Below are 25,162 nucleotides of genomic sequence, written 5' to 3' on the forward strand. Positions count from 1 at the left end.
GAAAGTTCGGTGGCTTTAAGAAAGGCTCCCGGACTTTCCTATCACTATGAATATGGTTATCTATCTGATACCTCGATATCGACGAGGAGGACAATATAAGATGAAGCGTAAGGGAATGAAAAGAAAATTAAATGAGACATTGACGGCATACGGCTTTCTGTTACCGAACTTGCTCGGTTTGACGTTATTCGTGTTTGTTCCGATGGTATATGCATTTTACGTTAGTCTTCACGAATGGAATGCCTTATCTCCGAAGGTTTTTATAGGCTTTGATAATTACAAAGAGATGGCTTCAGATAAAGAATGGTGGAATTCTGTTTATCGAACATTGATTTTCACTGTTATTTATGTCCCACTTTTGTTTGCAGGCTCCCTATTCTTTGCTGTTATGCTGAACACTATGAGGCAAAGATTCGTAGGGGTGGCGAGAACGATGTTTTTGTTGCCTTTTGCAATTACATCTGTTATTTCTGCCGTGATTTGGATGTTTTTATATGATCCACGTAATGGTTTCATCAATCAATTCTTTGATTTGGTAGGACTTCCTAATCAACAGTTTCTAGGTTCAACTGATCAGGCATTGCTCTCGATCATTATCGTGATTTTCTGGATTAATCTTGGCTATAATATGATGATTTTCTTGGCTTCGATAAAAGAAATTCCAATCGATTATTATGAAGCAGCTAAGATAGATGGAGCAACGGGCTGGAAAGCGTTTTGGCATATTACGTTCCCATTGCTTCGTCCAACAAGTATTTTTATTTTGGTCGTGACAACTATTGGCTCATTCCAGGTGTTTGACCAAATCATGGTTATGACAAAGGGAGGACCAGCTAACTCGACGATGGTTAGTGTCCTTTATATATATAAACAAGGTTTTGAATTCCTTAACATGGGATATGCATCTGCACTCGCAGTTGTCTTATTCTTGATTATTTTTGTCTTATCACTTGCTCAGCTTAGATTGTATACGAAAAAGGATTAGGAGGTGTCATGCAGCATGGGGAAAAATAAAACGATTCTAACTATATTTATATTTGCATGTGGATTACTGATTATTCTTCCTATCTTTTTCTTAGTATTTTCTTCTTTTAGAACACCGGAAGATGTTTTCAAGCTTAGTCTGAATTTAAGTAACTTAACTTTAGATAATTTCAAGGCTGTCCTCGAAACGAATATTTTAAGGGCGATATGGAACTCGTTAGTGGTATCGGTGACGGTCACGGTTGTTGCGATGCTTTTTCATGCCATGAGTGGCTATGCTTTGGCACGCCTGAATTTTCCTGGTAAAAAATTCGTGTTTGGCTGGATGATTAGTACCATGATGGTTCCTTTTACCGTCATTATGATTCCGCTTTATATGGTCACAAAAAATTTAGGACTAGCCAATTCTTATGGCGGGTTAATTATCCCAATGATCTTTAACGCCTACGGGATTTTCTTATTCCGTCAGTTCTATCAGGATTTTCCGAAAGAATTGGAGGAGGCTGCTTATGTGGAAGGGCTATCGATAGCGGGAACTTTCTTCAGACTCGTTCTACCACTATCGAAGCCAATGATTATTCCGTTGACTATCGGATTTTTCACGGCAAACTGGAACAACTACTTATGGCCGCTCATTATTAATCAAAAAGAAGAGCTGATGGTTGTTCAGGTCGCCCTCGCCAATATTGTTGGCGGAGGGTACGAAACTGCCTGGAGCATTGTCCTAGCAGCAGCACTATTGAGTGCGATTCCGACATTCATCGTCTTCTTCTCGATGCAGAAATATTTGGTCGACGGCATTAAAATGTCGGGGATTAAGTAGAGATCTTCTATAAAAAATTCTTCTAGGGTGGATGATGATGAAAATTAGATGGGTTGTCTACGTAGCTATTATTCTTGTAATCGGAGTGATTTTTTTGCAGAAATTTAATGAAAAACAAGTACAAGTAGCGACCGTACCTGAAGAAAGTACTTTTTTCAGCAGTGCGACAATTGAAGAATCGGATACATATAACACGCAAACGCAAGGTGATTTATGGCCTTCCTGCTGGGCAGACGATGATGAGCTTTATGCTGCAAATGGGGATGGCGATGGATTCACTGTCGGGCCAGGGAATGTGGTGAATGTTCCACCGAATGGAGGAAGCTCGTATTTTAATGATATTGCAGTTAGTAAAATTACGGGAATGCCTGAAAATCTTACAGGTGAAACGATTTCGAAGGGCGATCAGATCGGGCAGATTTGGAATAACCCAGTCGGCTATAATCGGAAGCCAAATGGTATGGCGTGTGTCGACGGCGACCTTTACCTGGCTGTACAGGATTTAAGCAAAGATTTTAATGATGTTCCAGCTGCAACGATTGTGAAATCAACAGATAAGGGCAAAACATGGACTTGGGATACATCTGCACCAATGTTTGACGAATATCTTTTTACGACCATCATGTTTTTGGATTATGGAAAAGACTATGAGAACGCGATTGATGAATATGTCTATGCCTATGGGTTGGACTATAACTGGCGCGATTCCTTCAATGACCGTGTGGAAGACCCGAAAGATTTGTACCTTGCAAGAGTGCCGAAAACAAGTATTCAAGATCGCTCTGCATGGGAGTTTTTTGCTGGGGTGAAGGGGAAAGAACCAACATGGACGAAGGATATTAAAGAAAAAGTATCAGTACTTCACGATGAGCGGGTATTATACAAAGATGCTGAAGTTGCACCGAATAATTTAACGGTTATCTCACAAGGTAGCGTCGTCTACAATAAGCCTCTTGACCGCTATATTTACACATCTTGGACGGAATATACATTTGAGTTTTATGAGGCACCAACCCCATGGGGTCCATGGAAGTTATTTTTATCAGAGGACTTTGGCCAATATCCATGGTCTGACACGCATAACGGTGGTTACGGGGTGACCATCCCATCGAAATTCATAAGCGGGGATGGGAAGACGATGTATGTTCAGTCCAATACATTTATGGGCGGGGCAAACAATTACAATTTCTCATTGCGAAAGCTGCAGGTTGAACCAAAATAACAAGAGTACATTTAGAGCCTATTCTCATATGAGATTGGGCTCTTTTCATGTCGTCAGATTCTAACACAACGAGAGTTATTCGGAGGATATGGAAGGATACCCATTCAAAATATAAGCATTTACGGTGAATTGGGTATCTCCTCGCGAAATATAAAATGATATTCAAGAATACGAGAGGAGAAGCGATTTGGGTAGTAAGCTCTTATTTGTTATAATTTCAGTATATTTCGAAATCTCATTAAGGTTGGTACCTTCCTCTTATATCTCTAGTTAGAAAACCGCGGAGTTCTCCCTTTTTTCAAATATTTTTCCAGTTGTTTGTTTATTAAAAAGGAGTGTTTGGATGCAAAATGACATAAAAAAACCTACATTGACTTATTCCATCCTTTTGTTAGTTATGGTAATTGGCATTATTACAGTTGGGATGCTTGTTTTTGCTGCGGAGATACAGATCATGCTATTTATTGCGTTGATCGCGGTGATTCCATTTGTACTTAAGCTTGGTTACAGCTACGAAGAGGTAGAGGAGCAAATATTCTCCTCGATGAAAAAAGCTTTACAGCCTGCAATGATTCTTTTAGGAGTTGGGATATTAATAGGCTCTTGGATGGCCTCTGGTACAGTCCCGACAATCATCTATTACGGAATCCAATCGATTTCTCCACAATTCTTTTTAGTTACAACGCTTCTCTTTTGTTCGGTTGTATCAATTGCTACTGGATCATCGTGGGCAACGTTAGGAACTGCTGGTATCGCGATGATGGGTGTTGGACATAGCTTGGGAATTCCAGTTGGAATGACAGCTGGGGCCGTTATCAGCGGAGCTTATTTTGGTGATAAAATATCCCCGTTATCAGACAGTACGAATTTATCGGCAGCCGTTGTTGGTACAGACTTAATGACCCATATTAAGCATATGATGTGGACAACGGTCCCTTCTTATATCATTACAGCAATTATTTTTACCGTGTTAGGTTTCCGGTATGGTGAAAATGCAGCCAATTCAGCCGAAGTTTCTGCCTTAACAGGCTATTTATCGGATCATTTTCATTTAGGCGTTATTCCTCTTATCCCCGTCGTCGTCTTATTTGGTCTACTCATCTCAAAGCAGCCCGCCGTTACATCCGTTTTTATCGGGTCGATAGCAGGGGCAGTGGTGGCTATTCTGTATCAAGGATTGAGCGTGCCTGAAGTATTTACAATATTATATGAGGGCTACTATGTAGAGTCAGGGATTGAAATTGTGAACACCCTTTTACAAAGAGGCGGTCTGACAAGTATGCTGGCATTATTGGCACTGTTCCTTTTTGCTCTTGGATTAGGTGGGTTGCTGCATGCATCAGGTGTCCTTGAGACGATTCTTCTATCGGTCACGAGTCGTATTAAAAGTAAAGGGATGCTTGTTTTTGTAACGATTTTAATTTCTTATTTTACCTTAGGAATTGGCGGTGCTTTCTATTTCTCAGCCGTCATGACTGGAACGCTGATGAAACCGTTGTTTGAAAAATTTAATTTGAAGCCTGAAAATCTATCTAGAATTATGGAGGATTGTGCGACACAAAGCTGTTCACTCATCCCATGGACAGCAAGCGGCATTTTTACAGCTGCAACATTAGGAGTGCCACCTCTCGTCTATATTCCATTTTGTTTTCTAGCGATGACGACGCCAATTTTCAGCCTCGTTTATGGCATCACAGGATTCTCGATGACGGAAAAAATTAGAAAGCCAAAAGTAATTGGAAAAGAAATAGAGGCATAAAAAGCAAAAGAGCGCTCAAGTTGGAGCGCTCTTTTTGTATGCAGTGTTAGCTTTCTTCAGTAGCGATTTTCTTATCGGTGGCTTCTTTTTCTTTCGAAGCTTTCTTCGTACTCGGCATAATTATAGTCACAATCAATGCTAGAATAGCTGCAATCATCGTAAAAGTGTAAGCTACATTTGTCCCATGAATAGCAGAGTCTAAGGCAAGTTGAGCTTTTGAAAGTGCATTCCCAGATTGCATCAACTCTTCAGCATAATTTGTTGAGCTTGTTGTCATCACCGTAATAATCAGCGCCGTACCAATGGCACCAGCTACTTGACGAACGGTATTTGTTACGGATGAACCGTGTGCATTGAGTTCTTTCGGTAGTGCATTCAATCCACCTGCTGTAATTGGCATCGATAAGAATGTTAAACCAATACGCAGGATGATTGTCCGAACCATTAAATAGGTATAAGTAGTGGATTCACTTAAATCAGTAACACCCCAAAGGGCAGGTATTGTAAAAATAAGACCGAAGATCGCAAGTGGTTTTATCCCCACTTTATCTAATAAGCGACCAGAAAGGGGTGACAATAATGCATTTATTAATGCGCCTGGAAGTAAGAGTAAACCTGTTTCAAGGACTGAGAATCCTCTGCTTGCTTGTAGGTAAATTGGTAGTAAAATCATATCCCCATACATGACCATTGTAAGTAAACTATTAATAATAGCTGTCATCGTGAACGTCTTGTATTTGAATACCTTTAAATTGAGCAAAGGATCCCCTGAAGATAGTTGACGGCGACAGAATGTATATAGAAAAATGACGCCAGCTACAACAAAGGTTAATACTAATAGATCGCCCCACCCTTTATCCCCAGCTGTACTAAATCCATAGAGAAGCAGTCCAAATCCTAAGGTTGAAAGAATTACACTTGTGACATCAAGTTTTGCCTTTGAAGGCTCAGACACATTGATGAGAAATTTTAGTGAAAGTCCAATGACGATCGCAACAAGTGGAAGCATTCCGATAAATAACCAGCGCCATGATAGATGCTCGATCACAACTCCAGCGAGTGTTGGACCAATAGCCGGAGCGAAAATCATCGCAAGTCCAATCATTCCCATCGCCGTTCCGCGTCCTTCTGCTGGGAAAACAACAAGGACAACCGTCATGAGTAAAGGCATGATAATCCCAGCACCAGCTGCTTGAATGAGTCTACCTGTTAATAAAAATCCAAAGCTAGGTGCGGTAGCATTTATCAATGTACCAATGAATAATAAAAGCATGGATGTGATGAAAAGCTGTCTAGTGGAGAATCGCTTCATTAAAAATGCAGTGACAGGAATCAAAATCCCGTTCACGAGCATAAAGCCTGTGGATAACCACTGAATGGTAGTGGCTGAAACATCAAATTGGTTCATTAAATCGGGCAATGCGACATTGAGTATAGTCTGATTTAGGATCGATAAAAATGAACCTAAAAGTAAAACGAACATCAGTAGCCCTCTATTTATAGGTTGTTTCTGTTCACTCATATTTTGTTACACAATCCTTTCTTGTTGTATAATAATTTTACACGAAGTTGTTTAATTGATACCGTGTCAATAAAATACATATTAACATGTGAATAGTAGTAATAGCCATTTACACATTTGAAGAAACTGTGGATTAATTGACGTTTATGTGGATAAGTGTTGAAAAAGCAAAGAATGATAGACGAAGGATGGATGAAATGTCTAGAAAAATAGATCCCCGTATTAAACGAACAAAGAGATTATTTAAAGATGCGCTCATTTCCTTGATCCAAGAAAACTACGATAAGAGCAAATTGACTGTTCAAACGATCGCAGAGCGGGCTGAATTAAATCGAGCAACGTTCTACTTACATTATCGTGATATCGATGATCTAATGGAGCAAACGATCAATGAAATTCTTGAAGAGCTACACGAAACGATGAAAGGTTCATCAGAGGATGCTCATTCCCAAAAAGGAAGTAGTCGTCTTGTATCCTTTCTTGAGCATTTTTATCGAAATGCTGGGCTTTATAAGGTGATGTTAGAAAACAAGGAATTCCGTAAAAGAGTGTTTGCGATTTTGTTGGATATCGTCACCTATTGGTCTGATTATCGAAAAATGAAGGGACGTTCATTTAATGTGCCTAATGAGATTGTTGCAGCCTCCGTACTTGGGATCGTATCGTGGTGGTTGGAGGAAGGCACACCTTACAGCCCGACGTATTTAACGAACTTTATTGTGGAGAGGTTTAAATAGTAGAGGAGCAGTTTTAGTATGGAGGGTGCTGTGGTTTTGGCTTTGAGGGGGCTGAAGCTATGGTGCTCTTTTTTTGCAGGAGTATTGAGAAAAGGTAATCATGCAGAGTTCATAGTGCCGATAATGGTGGCGTTCATATGAAAAAGGTAATCATGAAGCGTTCATAGTGCCGATAATGGTGATATTCACCCGAAAAAGGGAATCATAAAGCGTTCATGGTGCCGATAGTGCTGGGTTTCAATTGAAAAAGGTAATCATGAAGTGTTCATAGTGCCGATCATTGTGGCGTTCATTTGAAAAAGGTAATCATAAAGCGTTCATGGTGCCGATAGTGCTGGTGTACAACTGAAAAAGGTAATCATGAAGCATCCATTGTTACGATAATCTGAGTGAACTTAACAAAAACGTCACCACGAAAGGATTTGCTCCACTCAACAGTCCTTGAGAAACAATCCTTCCTAAATTGGCACAGAAGCCCAATATTTTGCATATTGTAAGGGTATCGGAAAGCAGTAAAGGGGAGTTTGTGATGTACCATTTTGGACAAATACCTAGTACCAACCTTATTGTTCGTCAGTTTTCTGTAAATCAATACCCTTACACCATTCAGCAAGGGGATACGTTGTTTATAATTGCTTACAGGTTAGATACCACGGTTTCTAGTATCCTTCGAGCCAATCCAGGACTCGATCCATCCAATCTTCAGGTCGGACAAAGCATCTGTATCCCTGCTTGTCCGCCAAATCATAACGCCTATATTATTCAAGCAGGAGACACGTTATGGAGAATCGCCCAAACCTTTGGTGTGACGATCACAAGTATTTTAGCTGCGAATCCAAGTGTTGAGCCAGATAATCTTCGCGTTGGCCAGCGGATTTGTATTCCAAACTGTGAAGTCTGTTTGAATTAATGACGGAATTTTCACGAAATAATTGTCGTTGTGATAGAGGACTGGCATAATAAAAAGTAAAATACGTTGCTAATGAAGGGACTATTTTACATGAAAACTCTATTACTAACTGGATTTGAACCATTTCTTAATTTCACCATTAATCCAACAATGCGCATCGTTGAGGAACTTCATAATCAGGAAATCGGAGAGTACAAGATTCATAGTGAGGTTTTACCGGTAGATTTTGAAGTGGCGGGAAAAAAGCTCATTGAGCACATTGACAAGATTCAGCCTGATGCAGTTATTTCACTAGGACTTGCAGGTGGTCGCTACAAAATCACGCCTGAACGGATCGCCATTAATATTAATGATGGGGCACCTGATAATAATGGGAATGTTCGAGTCGATGAGACAATTCAATCCGATGGTCCTGAAGCTTATATGTCGACACTGCCAGTTCGAGCGATGGTCAATCAACTATTAAAAGAAGGGCTTCCTGCGGAGGTCTCGAACACAGCCGGAACTTATTTGTGTAACCATGTGATGTACCAAGGTCTCCACTATGCAAAAAAGTATAATAAGAATACACCGTCTGGGTTTATCCATATTCCTGCATCCCATGAGCTTGCGATACAACATGGAAAGATTCCAAGCTGGTCCCACGACGATTTGAAAAAGGCTATTGTCACGTGTATCAAGGTGTTATCGGAAACTTTATAAAAAAATTTCTAGAACCAGTCAAAAAAGTGACTGGTTTTAATCTTGTTTTTTCGTCTATTAATAATGGAAAGGAGAGTTAGGATGAAAGACTGAAATTTGCAGGAAAGGCGAGCAAATATAGTATCGAATATGCTACAATGCAATAGTGACAATTGTAAATGATGTTGTAAAAAATAAATTTGAAACATGTTAATGTTGGAGGTATGTAATGGATTTTATTGAACTTTTAAAAGCAATCATACTTGGATTGGTAGAAGGATTAACAGAATTTGCACCAGTTTCATCAACAGGTCATATGATTCTAGTCGATGATATGTGGTTAAAGTCGGCCGAATTTTTGGGGAAATATCCTGCGAACACATTTAAAATCGTGATTCAGCTTGGATCGATTTTGGCTGTAGTGATCGTCTTTAAAGATCGTTTTATTGAAATGTTAGGGCTCAATCGTGTGTTTAAAAAAGGACAAGTTCATTCAGGAAAACATTTGAAATTAACTCATGTTATTGTTGGGTTACTACCTGCAGGAGTACTGGGTGTTCTTTTGGATGACTATATTGATGACTATTTATTTACGACAAAAACCGTATTAATTGGTTTATTTTTAGGAGCGATCTTCATGATCGTAGCTGACCTTCTGCGCTCTAAAAACCCTAAAGTAGAGACAGTTGATCAAATTACTTACAAGCAAGCATTAACGGTTGGATTAATTCAATGTTTATCACTGTGGCCAGGATTTTCTCGCTCAGGCGCGACGATTTCCGGTGGGGTGTTAACTGGTTTGAGCCACCGTGCTGCAGCTGATTTTACCTTCATTATGGCAGTTCCGATTATGGCAGGGGCAAGTTTTTTATCTTTATTAAGCAACTGGGAATACATTGAGTTAAGTGCATTACCATTCTATATTGTTGGTTTCCTTAGTGCATTTGTATTCGCGCTGATTTCCATTCGCTTTTTCTTAAAATTAATCGACAAAGTCAAGTTGATTCCATTCGCGATTTACCGAATCGTCTTGGTTATTGTGATTTACTTCTTATACTTTTAATAAAAAAAGCTGTTCGCAAAAGGTGGCCAACCTTTGTGAACAGCTTTTTTTAAAATTCTTAAAAAGAAACAATCATCCCATCCCTACCAGCGTAAGTTCCCATTGTGGCACCCATGTAGTTTACGATGACCTCTTTTGGTTGGAACAAGCGAATCAGCTCCTGCTTGAGTGCTTCTGCCTCATCTTCATTGCCAGTGTGGGTAATGCCAAAAGTCGTACTAGAAAAATCGCTACCTCGTTCCGCGATGATTTCAAGAACACGTTTCTGGAACTTTTTCTTCCCACGAACTTTCTCAAGGATTTCTACCTTTCCACCATCAACTCTTTCCAAAATCACCTTAATATTAAGGATTTTCGCCAGAGAGCCTTGGAATTTGCTTAATCGTCCACCTTTGACGATATTCTCCAAAGTGTCTAATAGAACAAGGATATTCATATTTTCGCGAAACTCAACCAGATTCGCCACGATTTCATCCATCGAATGCCCAGCCTCCGCAAGCTCAGCGGCCCGAATGAGCTGGAGTCCATGCCCTAAGGAGCCGGCCAAAGAATCAAAAACGGTTACGTTCGCATTACCAGACAATTCTTTGCCCATAGAAGCGGACTGATATGTACCACTTAATCCAGAAGAAATCGTGATGCAAAGTACTTCTGTTTCTGAATCGAAGCTCGAGAATGCTTTCGCAAAAGCGGCAGGAGATGGTTGCGATGTTTTCGGCAACTGGTCCGTCGCAAACATTTTTGCGAAAAACTCCCTTGGCTTCAGGTCTATTTTTTCATGATAGTCTTGTCCATCAATTGTGACAGTCAAAGGAACAACAGAAATGTCATATTTCGTAACAAGCTCTTCAGGTAAATCGGAGGAACTGTCCGTAATAATCTTAATCATTTTTTCACCTCAACCCATTCGCTAAAAACTACTTCCATTATACCAGTAGAGGTTAAGGATGTATCAAGACAGGAGTTCCGATTGGAATAATACTTGCTAGTTCTTCAACGTCATGATTTTGCATACGAATGCAGCCTCTAGACACAGCATGACCAATCGAGCTTGGATCATTTGTGCCGTGGATGCCATAATGCTCTTTGGATAAACTCATCCACATCGTGCCAAAGGGACCTCCTGGATTCGGTGCCTTATTGATGACGATGAAATTTCCGGATGGAGTGTCATGCAATATTCTACCGACCGCAATCGGATATTGCTTTTGTTGGACGCCATCTTTTAGCAAAATGAGCCTGCGATTATTAATGGAGACATCAATTGTATACGGAATCGTTTGAATTGGTGGAAAGCCTGGAATAATGATGGATTGGCCAGGGTAAATGACATTTGGGTTAATCGAAGGATTTGCGCTCAAGATAACAGATAACGGTGTTCGATAATCTCTTGCGATTTGGTTCAGTGTTTCTCCTACTTTCACAGTGTGGATCAATGTGGACACCTCCGCGTATATTCCTTATATTGTATGCTTCGAAAAATCGACTGTAACAATCAAATAAAGCCTATCGGAATACATATTTTTTCTGTATGATAGTGCTATAGTCCGAGTAAAAGTGTTGGGAGAGCAAATGACAAAACTTTATGACATCAATATAGACGCAGAAAAAAAGATTTTATTTGTAAAAGTAAGTGGATTTTTTCAAGAGGAAGACTCCAAATTGTACGTGAGCGAGTTTCAAACAGCTGTGAATATAATCAACCCTGCAAACTATACGTTAATCGTTGACGGTAGAGGACAGGAGGCAATTGAAGGTCATGTTATGCATGATCTTAAATTTGCGTTACAATTGTATTCATCTGCTAATTTTAAGAAAATCATCATTGTCAATCCGATTTATGAAACATCAAAAGAGCAAGTGGAGTGTTGTGTTAAGGAAGTCAACTTCAAGGGAGAGTTTGTGAATTCTCTCGAAGAGGCACAAAGTATATTAAAAGCATAACTGGTTGAATACTATGCTTATAAAAGTACGTGGAGGAGAATATGTCAAAAAAAGAAAGCTTATTAAAAAAAGGGAATAAATCATCCTTGATTGCTGCTATTGTTAATACGATTATAGCAATCGTCAAAGGAGTCGCCTACTTTTTTACCGGAAATGTAGCGATGTTTGCAGAAACAATGCACTCTTTAGGAGATGCAGCTAATCAATTTTTTGTATACATAGGAAGTGCATTAAGTAAAAAAATGCCGACGGACCGTTATCCAAATGGGTTTGGAAGACTTGTAAATCTAGTTTTACTCGGTGCAGTAATCATTGTTGGAATCATGAGCTATGAAACCATTAAAGAAGGGTATCACCATATTTTCCATCCGACAGAATCAACTGGGGTTGCGATCAACCTGACTGTATTGGGATTGGCCGTAATCTTAGAGTCTTTCGTTCTTTATAAGGCAATGAAAGAAGTTCTTCATGAAACCCATGTCGAGGCTACAGGATTTGGAATTGTCACACAAAGCTTCGGTCATTTAAACAGAGCGAAGCCAGCGACAAAGCTTGTGTTTATGGAAGATTTCGTTGCAACACTGGGTGGAGTCATTGCGATTATTGGTATTTTATTATCCTATTTTGCTGGTTTTCACGCGGCAGAAGGTATTGCTTCAATTATTATCGGAGTTATGATGTTTTTTGTAGTGGGAAGAGTTTTCCTAGATAATGCTAAAGGTGCCCTTGGTGAAGCAGACGATGCTTTTGAAGAGGAAATAGCTGCTTATATCCATACTGATCCTGAAATAAAGGATATTCAAACCCTTTATGCGGTAAAAGAAGGAGAAGATTTTCATATTGAAATGAAGCTCGAAATCGATCCTTCTCTAACGGTAAGAGAGGCAGGCAAAATTAAGAATCGGATTGAAGCTAAAATCAATGAAATGAAAGGTGTCACAGATGTCATCATCGAGTTTGTCGAAGATGATGGGGTTCAGAATGGAGAGTTCAAAGCCTTAACAGAATAAGAAGCTACTGGACCAAAAAAGATAATCTACAAAGCAGTGCGATTTCACAATCACACTGCTTTTCATTTTTATTTGGAATGTGCTATATTATTTATGATACTTATTAAAGAAGTTTAATAAGTTTTTTGTTCAGAACTTATTAAAGATGTTAAATAAGTTTATTTAAATAGGGGGTGACTCTTGTGAACTCAACTCCAAAATCGATGAGAGCGGAAATCCTTCGTGGTATTCGTAAAACTCTTTTAGAACTTGGTAATGCAACAAAAGTTGAACTTAGCGAAAAATTAGGAATTAGTTTTCCTACCATCAGCAAATTTTTTTCCCAGATGGAAAAAGACGGTGAACTTATTTCAGTCGGCCTTGATGATTCTAGTGGTGGAAGAAGAGCGAAAAGATATACATATAATCCTGAGTATATGTTAGGATTGGCGATTTTTTTAGAGAGAACAGAGACAAATTATATTGTCTTTAACTGTTTAGGTGAAATCAAAAATACAGGAAAAACCTCAAGTGTATTGGAAAACGATGATTTAAAATCATTAACTGAGTGTGTTGAAGAGATAAAAGAGAAATATCCTAAAATTAGTTCTATATCCATCGGGGTACCTGGTTCCGTTAATAATGGACGGATCATTTATATACCAGGATATGAGCATCTGCAAAACTTTGATTTGAAAGAATACATGGAAAAGCGTTTCTCTGTGCCTGTTGTAATCGAGAATGATATGAATGCCGCGGTGCTTGGTTACCACGATAGTAATGGAAGGAAGAAAAATAACTCTCTTATTTATTTATATTCTGGTCAAAATGGTCCCGGTGCTGGAATCATGGTAAATGGTGTTGTTGTTCGAGGCAGCACTAATTTTTCAGGAGAGATTTCATTCGTTCCACAATATGACGATCGAAATTTCGGTCAGGCTTTAGAAAACGAGGGCAAGAAAGTATTTGTTAGTCATGAATATGAGATTGATGCTATTAGTAGGTTAATAGCTTCATTTGTTGCAATCATTAATCCTCATAAAATTATTTTTTGCGATGATGAAGTGGACCAAATGATTATAGAAAAAATCGTAAAACAGAGCTCAAAGTATATTCCGACGGAACATCTTCCAGAGCTGCTAATGAGTGATTGGAAACAAGATTATCTATTTGGATTACAAAGGCTTGGACTTGATCTCATGATCAATGAAATTAGTAGATAAGATAAAATGAAAGCGAGGTTATTTATGGCTACGTTCTTTTTGGTAATTATCTATTTGGCTTTTATTAGTTTGGGTTTACCTGATTCATTGTTGGGAGTTTCGTGGTCCTTGATGCAATCAGAATTTGGGGCGCCACTTGAGACAGCTGGATTATTATTTATGACAATTGCTGGGGGAACGATTATTTCCAGTTTTGTCAGTGGGGCAGTGCTTAAGCGCTTTGGAACAGGGATGGTCACATTTTTTAGTTGTTTAATGACAGCTGGAGCATTGCTTGGATTTCATTTCGCTCCTTCGATTATTTGGTTGTTTCTTTGTGCCATCCCACTTGGATTAGGTGCAGGTGCTGTTGATTCGGGGTTAAACAACTATGTCGCTTCCCATTACAAAGCACACCACATGAGTTGGCTTCATTGTTTTTGGGGAGTTGGAGCTACACTTGGTCCCGTCATTATGGCTCAGTTTATTTCAGGGAACCATTCCTGGAGAAGTGGGTATCTTGCGATTGCTGGTCTTCAGTTTGCCTTAGTTGTTATTCTTTTCCTTACTTTGCCTTTATGGAAAAAGGTTAGTGGAAACAGTCATGTTAACACGCCTGTTGAGCCAGAGTACATAAATAATGAAGATTCAATCATTCAAAAACCTTTGCAAATAAGAGGTGTCAAACTATCTTTGATTGCTTTCTTGTTTTACTGTGGCGCAGAAGCAACAGTGGGTCTTTGGGGAAGTAGTTTCCTAGTAAATGTTAAAGATTTATCTGTTGACGTCGCGGCAAAATGGGTTTCCTTCTATTACGGAGGAATCACCGTTGGAAGATTTATCACAGGCTTTATTACTTTAAAAATAGGGAACCGTACGCTCATACGGATGGGGCAGATAATCGCATTAGTGGGCGCTGCTCTTCTATTTCTACCATTGCCAGCAACTTTCTCACTAGTAGGTTTTATTTTGGTTGGGTTAGGTTTGGCTCCGATATTTCCGTGTATGTTGCACGAAACGCCAATACGCTTTGGAAAGAAACATTCGGGGACCATTATGGGGTATCAAATGGCTGTTGCTTATACAGGGAGCACGTTCCTGCCACCTCTTCTTGGTTTCGTAGCCGCACGCTCAACAATCGGAATTTTCCCATTTGTCATTGCAGGCTTTATTGCCATCATGCTCTTGGGCTCTGAAAGATTAAATGCCAAATTGTACAACAACGGAAGAATAAGTGAACAAAATGACAACTCTACCGTCATGTAATCGGGGATTTTTTAAACTATAAAAATAGGAGTGACAATCGAATGAAGATAGAGCATATAGCAATTTGGGTTAAAGACTTAGAAAAAATGAAAACGTTTTATGTTTCGTACTTTAATGGGACTTCGAGCTCAAAGTATCATAATAAAGATAAGGAATTTGAATCCTATTTTCTTACGTTTGACGGTGGAGCACGTTTAGAGATTATGCGTAAGTCAGGTATTGATAAGCCAGACATGGATGATCGGATTGGTTGGGCTCATATTGCCATTTCTCTGGGAAGCAGAGAGTCCGTTAATCAAATGACAGCTCGCTTGCAAAATGATGGTTATAAGCATGTTAATGGTCCTCGTGTTACTGGGGATGGCTATTATGAGAGTGTGATGGAAGATCCAGAAGGTAATCTCTTAGAATTGACTGTTTAAGATTTCAGGTATCGCATAAAAAATAGAATACAAGTTTAGGAGGACATGAGATGATTAAGCTTGTTTTAACAGATATGGACGGAACCTTTTTAAATAATAGTGGTGATTTTAACAGAGCGTTGTATAAGGATGTAAAACAGATGATGAAAGAAAAAGGCGTTGTTTTTGCTCCTGTTACCGGTAAGCAATGTGAACGTGTAGAAGAGTTATTTGGTGAGGATGCAGAGGGTTTATGGATTTTAGGAGATAGTGCTACGCGTATCAAACATAACGGTGAATTTGTTTATGAATCTTTATTAAGCAATAAATTAGGTCTGGAGATTATCCGTTTACTCGAAGAAATCAGCTTAGAACATACTATTATTGCGTGTACAAGGAAAGGCGCAGTCATAAAGGAGAACATTCCTCAAGAAGAAGCAGCGATCGTCAGAAGGTCCTATGCCCAAGTTATCCAAGTCTCTGATTTTCATGAAATCACCGATGATTTTGTTAAAAATACGATTCATGATCCGGCGTTAAGATGTTTTGAGACTAGGGAAAAACTATCTCAGTTCTTTGAGTCAGCCTATATTGTTGCTTCAGAAGCTGCGTGGATCGATATCGCGAATGCCAATGTTCATAAAGGGACTACAGTGGAACACCTGCAGCAATTATTGAATGTGACACCTGAAGAAACAATGGCTTTCGGAGATGGATATAATGATTTGGAGCTTATGTCTCGTGCTACCTATAGCTTTGCAGTCCGAAATGCAGTGCAAGAACTAAAAGAAGCAGCGAATTTTATTAGTCGTTCAAATGAAGAAGATGCTGTGATGAAAACAATTTTACAAATATTAGCCCTACAAAAATAATATTCCTTTTCAAATTGAAGCATTCGGCTGTTATGGCTCCGAGTGCTTTTTTATCTACTCATATCGATTCAAAAAAGATTAGTGTATAATGTAGAAAAGCAGGAGAAATGTGCCAAAAGGAAGGTAATCTATGTCTTTGGAAAATGAAAACATTACGAGAATTGTTTTAGATGAAAAAGAATACATACTCATCGGTACGGCTCATGTATCTAAACAAAGCGCGGAGCTAGTTAAAGAGGTTATTGAAGCAGAACAACCAGATTCTGTTTGTGTTGAGTTGGACCAGCCACGTTACCAGTCCATCATGGAAGGGAACAAGTGGAAGGATACCGATATTTTTAAAGTGATCAAGGAAAAGAAAGCTTCCCTACTTTTGATGAATTTAGCAATTTCTTCTTTTCAAAAAAGGATGGCGAAGCAATTAGATATTCAACCTGGTCAAGAGATGATTCAAGGTATTGAGTCTGCAAAAGAAGTGGGCGCGAAGCTCGTTTTAGCAGACCGCAATATCCAAGTGACATTCTCTCGTATTTGGCATCAGGTCGGATTTTGGGGTAAAATGCAGCTTCTAAGTCAAGTGATTGCAAGTATTTTTAGCAAAGAAAGCATTACCGAGGAAGAGCTTGAAAAGATGAAGAGTCAGGATATGATCAATTCGGTACTGAATGAGTTTACCGAAACCTTTCCTCGTCTTAAGAAGCCATTAATTGATGAGCGCGATCAGTATTTAGCACAAAAAATTAAAAAAGCTCCAGGGAAAAAGGTCGTTGCCGTATTAGGTGCAGCTCATGTTCCTGGGATAAAAGAAGAAATAAAGAAGGAGCATGATCTGAAGAAATTAATAGAGTTGCCTCCAAAATCGAAGGTTCCGCAAATTATCGGCTGGTCGATTCCGATTCTGATTGTGGCGATTATTGCCTTTACATTCTTCTCCGACCCATCTGCGGGTCTGCATCAGACTCTAAGTTGGATCCTTTGGACAGGTTCTCTTTCCGCCATTGCAACAGCCGTAGCCTTTGGACATCCGTTGGCGATATTGACGTCATTTGTCGCCGCGCCGATGACGACGCTAAATCCAGTGCTGGCATCAGGTTGGTTCGCTGGAATCGTACAAGCATATTTCAGCAGGCCAAATGTAGGAGATTTCGAACGTTTAACAGAGGACGTTTTTAGCGTAAAAGGATTCTGGAATAATAAAGTAACTCGCGTCCTACTGGTGGTCGTTCTTTCGAACATCGGAAGCTCTGTGGGTACTTTCATTGCTGGTGCTGATGTCATTCGATTATTTTTCAAACATATATAAGTGTATGAGTCTATTTCCTAGTGGAGGTAGGCTCTTTTTATTAATTATTTGTTCGTTAAAAATAAAACTTTGTACCTATATATCGTATAATCCCCTATTTTTCTACATGATTCACTTTCCATTTTTTCCTCAGAATTAAGGAGGATGTCTCAAGGAATATGTGACCGAATCCAAGAATAAAATGATAAATGGAAATAGATTCCTTTTATAGAAACGAGCATATATATAAATTAAAAAGATGGGGAGAAAAAATGGGGAAAATTTTTCAGGGGTCATTTGCTGTTGCGGCGATTTTAGTCATACTTGTTGGATGTCAGAAAGAAGTAAAGGTGGTGGCGACACATAAGGTGTTGGCGGCTCAAGCCCTAGAAACAAGGGCAATAGAAAAAGAACTGCCCGTTAGCATCGATGTGATCGATCCTTTTACAAAGGAAATCATTCGCTCCTTTGTTCCAAGAGAAATGCAATATGACGTGAATGAGGAAGCGTTTCGAGAAGAACTTGAAGCGTGGGCGAAAGATTTAGCGACTGGTACCGATGAAGCAAAGGGTTATGACCAGCGGATGGTTTTGGACCGTATTGGCGCAGATGGTCAAATCATTAAAGGGAAGCCAAGGGTGATCCTGAAGGAAGCAGAACTAGTGGAACGAGTACTGGCTGCCGTGGAAAAAGGAGGTACAGTTGAGCTTCCTTTAGAGGTGCAGGAAAGTCAATACAACCCTGAAGAAGTACAGAGTTTAGGTGAAGTCGTTCTTGCTTCTTATACGACGTATTTTGATAGTAGTGTAATAGGAAGGGCAAAGAATATTGAACTCTCTGCGGCTGCGATCAACAACATCATTTTAGGAGTAGGAGACATTTTTTCCTACAATGAAGTAGTAGGTCCTCGTACTGTGGAGAGAGGGTATCAGAAGGCGATGGAAATCGTCAATAAGGAACTAGTAGAAGGAATTGGTGGAGGCATCTGTCAAACTTCTTCCACGCTATTTAACGCTGTCGACCAAGTCGGAGTTGAATATGTTGAATGGCACCATCACTCCATTAACATTGGCTATGTCCCAGTCGGAAGAGATGCAACCGTCTCATGGGGAGGCCCAGATTTCCGTTTCCAGAATAAAAAGTCTGTACCGATGCTAATCAAAGCCTATGTCAACGGCGGTTCCATTACCGTCGAAGTGAGGACTTCGCAGGCGAATGCAAGTCAGTTATAAAGAGTTTAATAGATATTAAAAGAAGGCTTAAGCGAGGCTTAGGCCTTTTTTCTATGTAAGAGAACTTATGAGTTTGCTCTCCTCATTATCAATTGCATAAGTTGGTATCCATCACTAGCCATACCTTTATAACCTCCAAAAAAGGAAGGATATTTAATTGGGAGTAGGGTGATTATGAATTGAACAAAAGCCGCTTGCGTAATCAATTTTATTAAAAAGGTAGGGATGGATCCGAGATTTAAATATGCAACTAAAATATAACAAACTAAACTCAGCATAAACGAAAAAATGGGGCCAGAAAGCAAAACGCTCGCATGCTGAATACTATTATTCATATCTTTCGGTATTTTAAAATCAGTATACCCAACCCATCCGCTAATGGGTTGAACTTTAATAGTCAATTTTCCAATTTTAAAACCAGATTTCGTGGTTGGTTTACCTAATCTGATTTCAACGGGCTCTTTGAATAGAAATAATGATAGTAATGCATGACCAAGCTCATGCACGAAAGTAGTAAGTGGGAATATAATAGAAACCAATATTAAAAGTGTGAGTGCAATTTGTTCGACGCTATCCATGAGTTCCTCCAGTTTGAAAAATAATCCTCATAGTATCTTTCAACATAATTAACGAGAATCCTGCATAAATAGATTTATACTGTGTAGCTCACGACCTGCCCCTCGGATAGCATGCAAATCAACATTCTACAGCCAGACAAAATAGAATTTTCTCAAAAGATAGTCAAAAACGCATGTTAGGAAGAGATTGGAAGTAGTATAATGAGCTTGTATACATAAATGAGAGAATGCTAGAGGAGGATGGGATTATGCGTAATGAAGAAATGCTTTTAATACCAGGACCTACACCAGTTGTCGATTCTATTTATGATGCATTAGCAAGTGAAACAAGAAGTCATACGGACCCAAGATTCGTTGCCATCTACAAGAGTGCCATAGAAAAAGTGAGACAAATGCTGAAAACAGACGGAGAAGTTTTCGTGATTTCTGGTTCCGGTACGATTGCGATGGAAATGGCCCTTGTCAATACAGTAGCTGCTGGGGAAAAGCTACTCGTCATTAGCCACGGCTATTTTGGAGACCGATTCATTAACCTTGGGCAAGCTTTTGGAATTGAAGTAGATGTCCTTCAAGCCGAATGGGGAAAACAGGTCAATCCAGTAGAGGTTGAGAAAAAGCTTAGTGAAGGCAATTTTAAAGCCGTTACGATTACCCATGCCGATACTTCTACAGGCGTTGCCACAAATCTAGATGTTCTCGTTCCTATTATTAAAGAAGCTGGAGCCCTTGTCATCCTTGATGGAGTCTGTGCAACAGCAGCAATGGAAGAGGATATGAACAAAACCTACGGAGATGTAGATGCGAAAATTGATGTTGTGCTGACTGGTTCTCAAAAAGCAATCGGCGTTCCACCTGGCCTAGCAATCGTTGCATTTAACCAATCGGCCCTAGAGGCAAGAGAAAAAATCGAAAGAGTACCAGCTTACTATTGTGATATATATAATTGGATTCCAATCATGAATGATCCATCAAAATACTTTGCGACACCACCAGTGAATCTTATCTATGCTTTTGAAGAAGGCATGAGACTTGTTTTAGAAGAAGGAATGGAGAATCGCTACAAGCGTCATTTTGCATATGGTAGAGCAGTACGAGCGGGGCTTGCTGAATATGGAATGAAGGCCATCGCAAATGAGGAAGTAGCAGCTGCAACTCTGAGTTGCATTCTCTATCCAGAAGGTATTAACGATGCAGCATTCCGAAGTGCACTTGCGGAAAAAGGACTGATTGTCGCTGGAGCATTAGCTCATTTATCAGGAAAGGCATTCCGCATTGGGCATATGGGAAATACGACAGTAGAAATGCTTGAGCGAGCGCTTGTTCTAATCGGAGAAACCTTAAATGAGCAAGGTTTTTCAGTAAATACGAATAAAGCCGTAGAGAAATTTCAAGAATATGCTTTAGCTGTGAAAAATTAAGGAATCCTCAGGAGTGTCGTTACTTTGCTGGTAATGACGCTCCTTTTTTGTTTTAATGAATGTGGAATAGATATTAGAATGGAGCCAACCTTATGTACTTAACCGTTAAAGAAACAGCTGAATATTTATCAATTACTGAATCAGCTGTAAATGAACTTATTTTATCGAAAAAAATCCGTGCCTTACACGATGGCGAGCAATACTTAGTGAACAAAGAACAGTTTACAACACATCTAAAGCAAGTCGAGAAGTATAAAGAACTTATCGAAGAAATTCTAAATGAGCCCATTCCTGAAGACATTGATATAAAAGATGAAGATTAATCCTTAGACATTGAAGGAGTCTTAATTTATGACTATATACATTAAGGAAATTATTCTCCACCGTCTGCGGATGACGTTGAATGAGCCGTTTTCCACAAGCTTTGGAACGATGCAGGAAAAAGAATTCTTCGTCATTGAAATGATCGATCAAGACGGGCATCAGGGGTTCGGAGAGTCTGTTGCTTTTACGAGCCCGTGGTATACAGAAGAAACGGTCAAAACGGTCGAGCATATGATGGAGGATTTCTTAATTCCGATGTTGTTCGAAGCCCCAATCGAACATCCAGATGAGGTTTCAAGACGATTTTCTTCTATTAAAAGAAATACAATGGCCAAGGCTGCCCTTGAAGGGGCTGTATGGGATTTACATGCGAAACGGAACAATCAAACTCTAGCCGAAAGTCTCGGAGGAACGAAAACACAAATCGATGTCGGCGTGAGTATTGGTATTCAACCAACAGTGAAGGATTTGCTGACAACGATCGAAAAATATGCAACAGAAGGCTATAAACGCATAAAAATGAAAATCAAGCCAGGCTGGGATATTGATGTTATCAAAGCGGTCAGAACGCAGTTTCCTCATATTCCGCTTATGGCTGATGCAAACTCTGCCTATTCCTTGCAGGACATCGAGCACTTAAAAAAGTTAGACGAGTTCGACCTAATGATGATTGAGCAGCCCCTAGGGCAGGATGACATTATCGAGCATGCGAAGCTTCAACAGCATCTACAAACGCCAATTTGCTTGGATGAAAGCATTTATTCTCTGAACGATGCAAAAATGGCCATCGAGCTAGGAAGCTGTAAAGTCATTAACGTGAAGGTTGGTCGTGTCGGCGGCTTAACAGAATCCAAGAATATCAACGATTACTGTAAACTGCATAACATTCCTGTTTGGTGTGGCGGTATGCTGGATGCAGGGATTGGAAGAGCGCATAATATTGCCATTACGACCTTAGATCAGTTTGTACTCCCAGGTGACACGTCAGCTTCCAATCGTTACTGGAAAAAGGACATTATTGAACCAGAAGTGACAATGGATAATGGTGTAATCAATGTTCTTAATAAACCGGGTATTGGTTACGACATTAACTGGGGTGCACTAGAAGAATATCGAGTAGAGAAAAAAATATACAAAAGCATATTCTAAGAAAGTGCTGTCAAAAGAGTAAAAAACTTGTGAAGAAACGTTATAAGAAAACAGGACTCGCTACTTATTTGTGAGCCCTGTTTTTTATATGTCAAGGAAACAACCATCGGGTTTATGGGTTAGTTATTAACAGTAACAATCTAATATTTAAAATCCTTTCGATATAGTCTAAAAGCATAGATTGCACCGACTATAAATACAATCGCTTGGAACAGAATAAAGAATTGACGGAAGTATTCGATATTACGATCAACTAATGAAATAAAAATGGCTGACACAATGAGTTGCGTAGTAAACATACAAGAAGAGATTTTTAGATAAATGCCATTTGTTCTTTCATCAGGTTTTCCAAATTTTTTTCCTATATAAAAAAGCACGAGTAGCGATCCTACATACAAAACCATTGTTAATCCAACAACAATATTGAAGTTTTGAGAGCTTTCTAACATCCAATTATTTAGTACATCAATCATTATTATCATCCTTTCTCACGTATGAAAATATTTCATTTATATCTACTTCAAAATAATTTGCTATTCTAAACGCCAATACAAGAGATGGAGAATAATTATTCTTTTCCATTACAAATATGGTTTGCTTAGAAACTCCAACAGCATCCGCCAACTCCTTTTGTGACATTCTCCTTAATACCCTATGTTCATACACTTTATTTTGAATTGAATCACCAAAGTCCTCTTTCAATGCCAACACCGTCCTTTTAGCTTATACAGTCATAATAAACTTTTGTTTTATAAAAGTAAAGTAAACTTATACAAAAGATATATTTTTTTTATAAAAAGGTACCTTAGATAAAGTTGATTGGTCCCGTTCATATTTAAAACAAAAGAAAGGTTCCTTTCTAATATGTAGAGATGAACCTATACACTCCTTTCTAAAATTTATTCATTAATATGCAGTAATTATCTACCAAAATAATATTCTATAAAAATATATTGCATAAATAATCATAGGTAAGTATAATTAAAACATGTTAAAAATGACATAAAATAATTTACTAGAATATAAAAGGGGTAGACAAAAATGAAAAAGATAACGAAGTTAAGTTTATTATTCATTGTTGCACTTGCTGCTATTTTAACTGGATGCGGCAAAAGTGAAACAAGTGGAGATAGTGATTCAAAAACACTTAAAGTCGTAACAAATGCAGCTTATGCACCAATGGAATATATGAATGGGGATAAGATTGAAGGATTTGATGTAGATTTCATCAATGCCGTTGCTAAAGAAGCTGGATATGAAGTTGAGATTCAGCACACTGGTTGGGACGCAATGTTCGTCGAAGTCGAAGATGAAATTTCCGATTTAGCGGTGGCTGCGATTACGGTTACAGATGAAAGAAAAGAATCCTATGATTTTTCAGTACCTTACTATTTATCTACAAATATGATTTTAGTAAAAGAAGGCAGCGATATTAAGAGCGCGGCTGATTTGAAGGATAAGAAGGTTGCAGTTCAGAATGGTACAACTGGACAAGAAGCAGCAGAATCTATTCTTGGAGAAAACAGTAAGCAACTGAAGAAATTCGAGGACAACAATATTGCGATTCAAGAGCTTTTAAGTGGCGGAGCAGATGCGGTCGTTGCAGATAACACAGTTATTGAAACGTATGTAAAAAATAACCCGGATCAAAAGTTACAAGTAGTTGAAGATGCAACAGCATTTGATTCAGAATTCTATGCGATTCTTTTCCCTAAGGGCAGTGAGTTAAAGGCTGATTTCGATAAGGCGCTAAATACAATTATCGATAACGGCAAGTATACTGAACTGTATAAAGAATGGTTCGGTACTGAGCCAGATGTTGAAGGGTTAAAAGCTCAACAATAATAAAAGTGTAAGATACATTCCTTTCGTTGTGAAAACATACCCAAAATGTTCACAAGTTTCCAGAACAATTTGTTATAAAATTGGGTGTGTGCATTATTTCACAAAAACAAGAGATACGGAAGGAATGTAGTCTACATGTCTCATTATAAACCTGAGGAAATTGCAACCATTACTATTCAAAATGGTATGAAAAAAGCCCATTATCCATTTTTAAAATCAGCCATTTTAGGCTTTCAGGCTGGTGCATTTATTGCACTTGGTTACTTACTATATATTCGAGTAACAGCTCCGCTCGGAGGAGAACTTGAAGGATTTTCTACGATTCTAGGAGCTTCCGTTTTTCCAATTGGACTCATCCTGACATTGATGGCGGGAGGAGAACTTCTAACAGGGAATATGATGGCCGTCCCGATGGCTAGGTTTGCCCGGAAAATCAACACGCGCTCATTGATACAGAATATCGCAATTATTACATTCAGTAATTTTATCGGAGCGGTGTTTGTCGCCTATTTTTTTGGACATATTGCACAGTTAACGGAAGTAGGTCCTTATTTAGAAAAAATGGTAGATATTGCAGAGCATAAATTGGATAGTTCATTTTTTCAAGCTTTTGTATCAGGAATAGGCTGTAACTGGCTTGTCGCGTTAGCAGTTTGGCTTTGCTATGGTTCGAACAGTTCGTCTGGAAAGATACTTGGGATTTGGTTTCCGACGATGACCTTTGTGGCGATTGGATTCCAGCACGTCGTGGCGAATATGTTTATAATACCAGCCGCCATTTTTGCAGGATATTTCAATTGGCTCGAATACCTAGACAATTTCATTCCGGTATTCTTAGGAAACTTAGTAGGAGGAGCTATTTTTGTAGCGATGCTTTATAAATACTCTCTCTATAAGGATGAACTGGAGACGAAGCCTGAGGAAAAAACGTTAAAGGTAAGTTAAGAACCCTCATGAAA

General features: G+C 39.0%; 27 protein-coding genes. 21 read left to right on the forward strand and 6 right to left on the reverse strand.

Going from position 1 to position 25,162, the window contains the following annotated elements; all coding sequences use genetic code 11:
* The first annotated feature begins 100 nt into the window (after window positions 1-100).
* The 4 genes from FAR12_RS15730 to nhaC all read left to right on the forward strand — a co-directional run bounded on the left by FAR12_RS15730 (window position 101) and on the right by nhaC (window position 4,788).
* Window positions 101-985, forward strand: a complete 885-nt coding sequence (locus FAR12_RS15730; RefSeq protein WP_126409736.1) for a carbohydrate ABC transporter permease — start codon at window positions 101-103, stop codon at window positions 983-985.
* 15 nt (window positions 986-1,000) lie between these two features.
* Complete coding sequence (locus FAR12_RS15735; RefSeq protein ID WP_126409738.1) at window positions 1,001-1,807, forward strand: carbohydrate ABC transporter permease; 807 nt, start codon at window positions 1,001-1,003, stop codon at window positions 1,805-1,807.
* Window positions 1,808-1,844: 37 nt separating this feature from the next.
* Window positions 1,845-3,029, forward strand: a complete 1,185-nt coding sequence (locus FAR12_RS15740) for a DUF4185 domain-containing protein (RefSeq protein ID WP_212734395.1) — start codon at window positions 1,845-1,847, stop codon at window positions 3,027-3,029.
* A 343-nt stretch (window positions 3,030-3,372) separates the two neighbouring features.
* Window positions 3,373-4,788: a Na+/H+ antiporter NhaC gene (nhaC, locus tag FAR12_RS15745; RefSeq protein WP_126409742.1), complete on the forward strand. Its 1,416-nt coding sequence runs from the start codon at window positions 3,373-3,375 to the stop codon at window positions 4,786-4,788.
* Window positions 4,789-4,834: 46 nt separating this feature from the next.
* Here the strand turns inward: nhaC and FAR12_RS15750 are convergent, their stop codons facing one another.
* On the reverse strand, window positions 4,835-6,310 hold the full coding sequence (locus FAR12_RS15750) for a DHA2 family efflux MFS transporter permease subunit (RefSeq protein ID WP_126409744.1): 1,476 nt from the start codon (window positions 6,308-6,310) through the stop codon (window positions 4,835-4,837).
* A gap of 197 nt (window positions 6,311-6,507) precedes the next feature.
* Here FAR12_RS15750 and FAR12_RS15755 point away from each other — a divergent pair, with 197 nt between their 5' ends.
* From FAR12_RS15755 to FAR12_RS15770, 4 genes are all read left to right on the forward strand, one after another.
* Complete coding sequence (locus tag FAR12_RS15755) at window positions 6,508-7,047, forward strand: TetR/AcrR family transcriptional regulator (protein WP_126409746.1); 540 nt, start codon at window positions 6,508-6,510, stop codon at window positions 7,045-7,047.
* A gap of 529 nt (window positions 7,048-7,576) precedes the next feature.
* Window positions 7,577-7,957, forward strand: coding sequence for a LysM peptidoglycan-binding domain-containing protein (locus FAR12_RS15760; protein ID WP_126409748.1), 381 nt, complete (start codon window positions 7,577-7,579; stop codon window positions 7,955-7,957).
* A 90-nt stretch (window positions 7,958-8,047) separates the two neighbouring features.
* Window positions 8,048-8,659 (forward strand): pyroglutamyl-peptidase I, encoded by a 612-nt coding sequence (gene pcp, locus FAR12_RS15765; RefSeq protein ID WP_126409750.1) that lies wholly within the window; start codon window positions 8,048-8,050, stop codon window positions 8,657-8,659.
* Between the two features lie 208 nt (window positions 8,660-8,867).
* A complete protein-coding gene (locus FAR12_RS15770; protein ID WP_126409751.1) occupies window positions 8,868-9,701 on the forward strand; it encodes an undecaprenyl-diphosphate phosphatase in 834 nt (277 codons plus the stop codon).
* A gap of 58 nt (window positions 9,702-9,759) precedes the next feature.
* On the opposite strand, the gene FAR12_RS15775 is transcribed toward FAR12_RS15770, so the two are convergent.
* Together FAR12_RS15775 and FAR12_RS15780 are read right to left on the reverse strand one after the other, a co-directional pair.
* Entirely contained in the window at window positions 9,760-10,590 is an 831-nt protein-coding gene (locus tag FAR12_RS15775; protein WP_126409753.1) for a DegV family protein, read from the reverse strand.
* Window positions 10,591-10,642: 52 nt separating this feature from the next.
* The gene (locus FAR12_RS15780; RefSeq protein WP_126409755.1) at window positions 10,643-11,137 is read right to left on the reverse strand and encodes a L,D-transpeptidase family protein; all 495 of its coding nucleotides are present in this window, start codon (window positions 11,135-11,137) and stop codon (window positions 10,643-10,645) included.
* Window positions 11,138-11,273: 136 nt separating this feature from the next.
* On the opposite strand from FAR12_RS15780, the gene FAR12_RS15785 reads away from it, so the two are divergent.
* From FAR12_RS15785 to FAR12_RS15820, 8 genes are all read left to right on the forward strand, one after another.
* Window positions 11,274-11,645 (forward strand): hypothetical protein, encoded by a 372-nt coding sequence (locus FAR12_RS15785; RefSeq protein WP_126409756.1) that lies wholly within the window; start codon window positions 11,274-11,276, stop codon window positions 11,643-11,645.
* Between the two features lie 41 nt (window positions 11,646-11,686).
* Complete coding sequence (locus FAR12_RS15790; RefSeq protein ID WP_126409758.1) at window positions 11,687-12,655, forward strand: cation diffusion facilitator family transporter; 969 nt, start codon at window positions 11,687-11,689, stop codon at window positions 12,653-12,655.
* Between the two features lie 203 nt (window positions 12,656-12,858).
* Window positions 12,859-13,857: an ROK family transcriptional regulator gene (locus FAR12_RS15795; RefSeq protein WP_170972229.1), complete on the forward strand. Its 999-nt coding sequence runs from the start codon at window positions 12,859-12,861 to the stop codon at window positions 13,855-13,857.
* A gap of 24 nt (window positions 13,858-13,881) precedes the next feature.
* The gene (locus FAR12_RS15800; protein WP_126409762.1) at window positions 13,882-15,102 is read left to right on the forward strand and encodes an MFS transporter; all 1,221 of its coding nucleotides are present in this window, start codon (window positions 13,882-13,884) and stop codon (window positions 15,100-15,102) included.
* Window positions 15,103-15,143: 41 nt separating this feature from the next.
* Window positions 15,144-15,524 carry a VOC family protein gene (locus tag FAR12_RS15805; RefSeq protein WP_126409764.1) on the forward strand — a complete coding sequence of 127 codons (381 nt, stop codon included), beginning with the start codon at window positions 15,144-15,146 and terminating at the stop codon, window positions 15,522-15,524.
* Window positions 15,525-15,574: 50 nt separating this feature from the next.
* A complete protein-coding gene (locus FAR12_RS15810; protein WP_126409766.1) occupies window positions 15,575-16,375 on the forward strand; it encodes an HAD family hydrolase in 801 nt (266 codons plus the stop codon).
* A 136-nt stretch (window positions 16,376-16,511) separates the two neighbouring features.
* Complete coding sequence (locus tag FAR12_RS15815) at window positions 16,512-17,678, forward strand: TraB/GumN family protein (RefSeq protein WP_212734396.1); 1,167 nt, start codon at window positions 16,512-16,514, stop codon at window positions 17,676-17,678.
* Between the two features lie 251 nt (window positions 17,679-17,929).
* Window positions 17,930-18,889, forward strand: coding sequence for a VanW family protein (locus FAR12_RS15820; RefSeq protein ID WP_126409769.1), 960 nt, complete (start codon window positions 17,930-17,932; stop codon window positions 18,887-18,889).
* Window positions 18,890-18,954: 65 nt separating this feature from the next.
* Here the strand turns inward: FAR12_RS15820 and FAR12_RS15825 are convergent, their stop codons facing one another.
* On the reverse strand, window positions 18,955-19,467 hold the full coding sequence (locus FAR12_RS15825) for a M50 family metallopeptidase (RefSeq protein ID WP_126409771.1): 513 nt from the start codon (window positions 19,465-19,467) through the stop codon (window positions 18,955-18,957).
* 248 nt (window positions 19,468-19,715) lie between these two features.
* Here FAR12_RS15825 and FAR12_RS15830 point away from each other — a divergent pair, with 248 nt between their 5' ends.
* From FAR12_RS15830 to menC, 3 genes are all read left to right on the forward strand, one after another.
* Window positions 19,716-20,885, forward strand: a complete 1,170-nt coding sequence (locus FAR12_RS15830) for a pyridoxal-phosphate-dependent aminotransferase family protein (RefSeq protein WP_126409773.1) — start codon at window positions 19,716-19,718, stop codon at window positions 20,883-20,885.
* 92 nt (window positions 20,886-20,977) lie between these two features.
* Window positions 20,978-21,208 (forward strand): excisionase family DNA-binding protein, encoded by a 231-nt coding sequence (locus FAR12_RS15835; RefSeq protein WP_126409774.1) that lies wholly within the window; start codon window positions 20,978-20,980, stop codon window positions 21,206-21,208.
* Window positions 21,209-21,236: 28 nt separating this feature from the next.
* The gene (gene menC / locus FAR12_RS15840) at window positions 21,237-22,358 is read left to right on the forward strand and encodes an o-succinylbenzoate synthase (RefSeq protein ID WP_126409776.1); all 1,122 of its coding nucleotides are present in this window, start codon (window positions 21,237-21,239) and stop codon (window positions 22,356-22,358) included.
* A gap of 140 nt (window positions 22,359-22,498) precedes the next feature.
* Here menC and FAR12_RS15845 read toward each other — a convergent pair whose 3' ends face one another.
* Window positions 22,499-22,831 carry a 6-aminohexanoate hydrolase gene (locus FAR12_RS15845; protein WP_126409778.1) on the reverse strand — a complete coding sequence of 111 codons (333 nt, stop codon included), beginning with the start codon at window positions 22,829-22,831 and terminating at the stop codon, window positions 22,499-22,501.
* The gene (locus FAR12_RS15850; RefSeq protein WP_126409816.1) at window positions 22,824-23,060 is read right to left on the reverse strand and encodes a helix-turn-helix transcriptional regulator; all 237 of its coding nucleotides are present in this window, start codon (window positions 23,058-23,060) and stop codon (window positions 22,824-22,826) included. The genes FAR12_RS15845 and FAR12_RS15850 overlap by 8 nt, the downstream gene beginning before the upstream one ends.
* A 339-nt stretch (window positions 23,061-23,399) precedes the next feature.
* Between FAR12_RS15850 and FAR12_RS15855 the strand changes: the two genes are divergently transcribed.
* Together FAR12_RS15855 and FAR12_RS15860 are read left to right on the forward strand one after the other, a co-directional pair.
* Window positions 23,400-24,203, forward strand: a complete 804-nt coding sequence (locus FAR12_RS15855; protein WP_126409780.1) for a basic amino acid ABC transporter substrate-binding protein — start codon at window positions 23,400-23,402, stop codon at window positions 24,201-24,203.
* Between the two features lie 135 nt (window positions 24,204-24,338).
* Window positions 24,339-25,148, forward strand: coding sequence for a formate/nitrite transporter family protein (locus FAR12_RS15860; protein ID WP_126409782.1), 810 nt, complete (start codon window positions 24,339-24,341; stop codon window positions 25,146-25,148).
* Window positions 25,149-25,162 lie beyond the last annotated feature (14 nt).

Origin of the sequence: Bacillus yapensis (assembly GCF_005280205.1) — a bacterium.
GTDB classification, from domain to species: Bacteria; Bacillota; Bacilli; order Bacillales; family Cytobacillaceae; genus Robertmurraya; species Robertmurraya yapensis.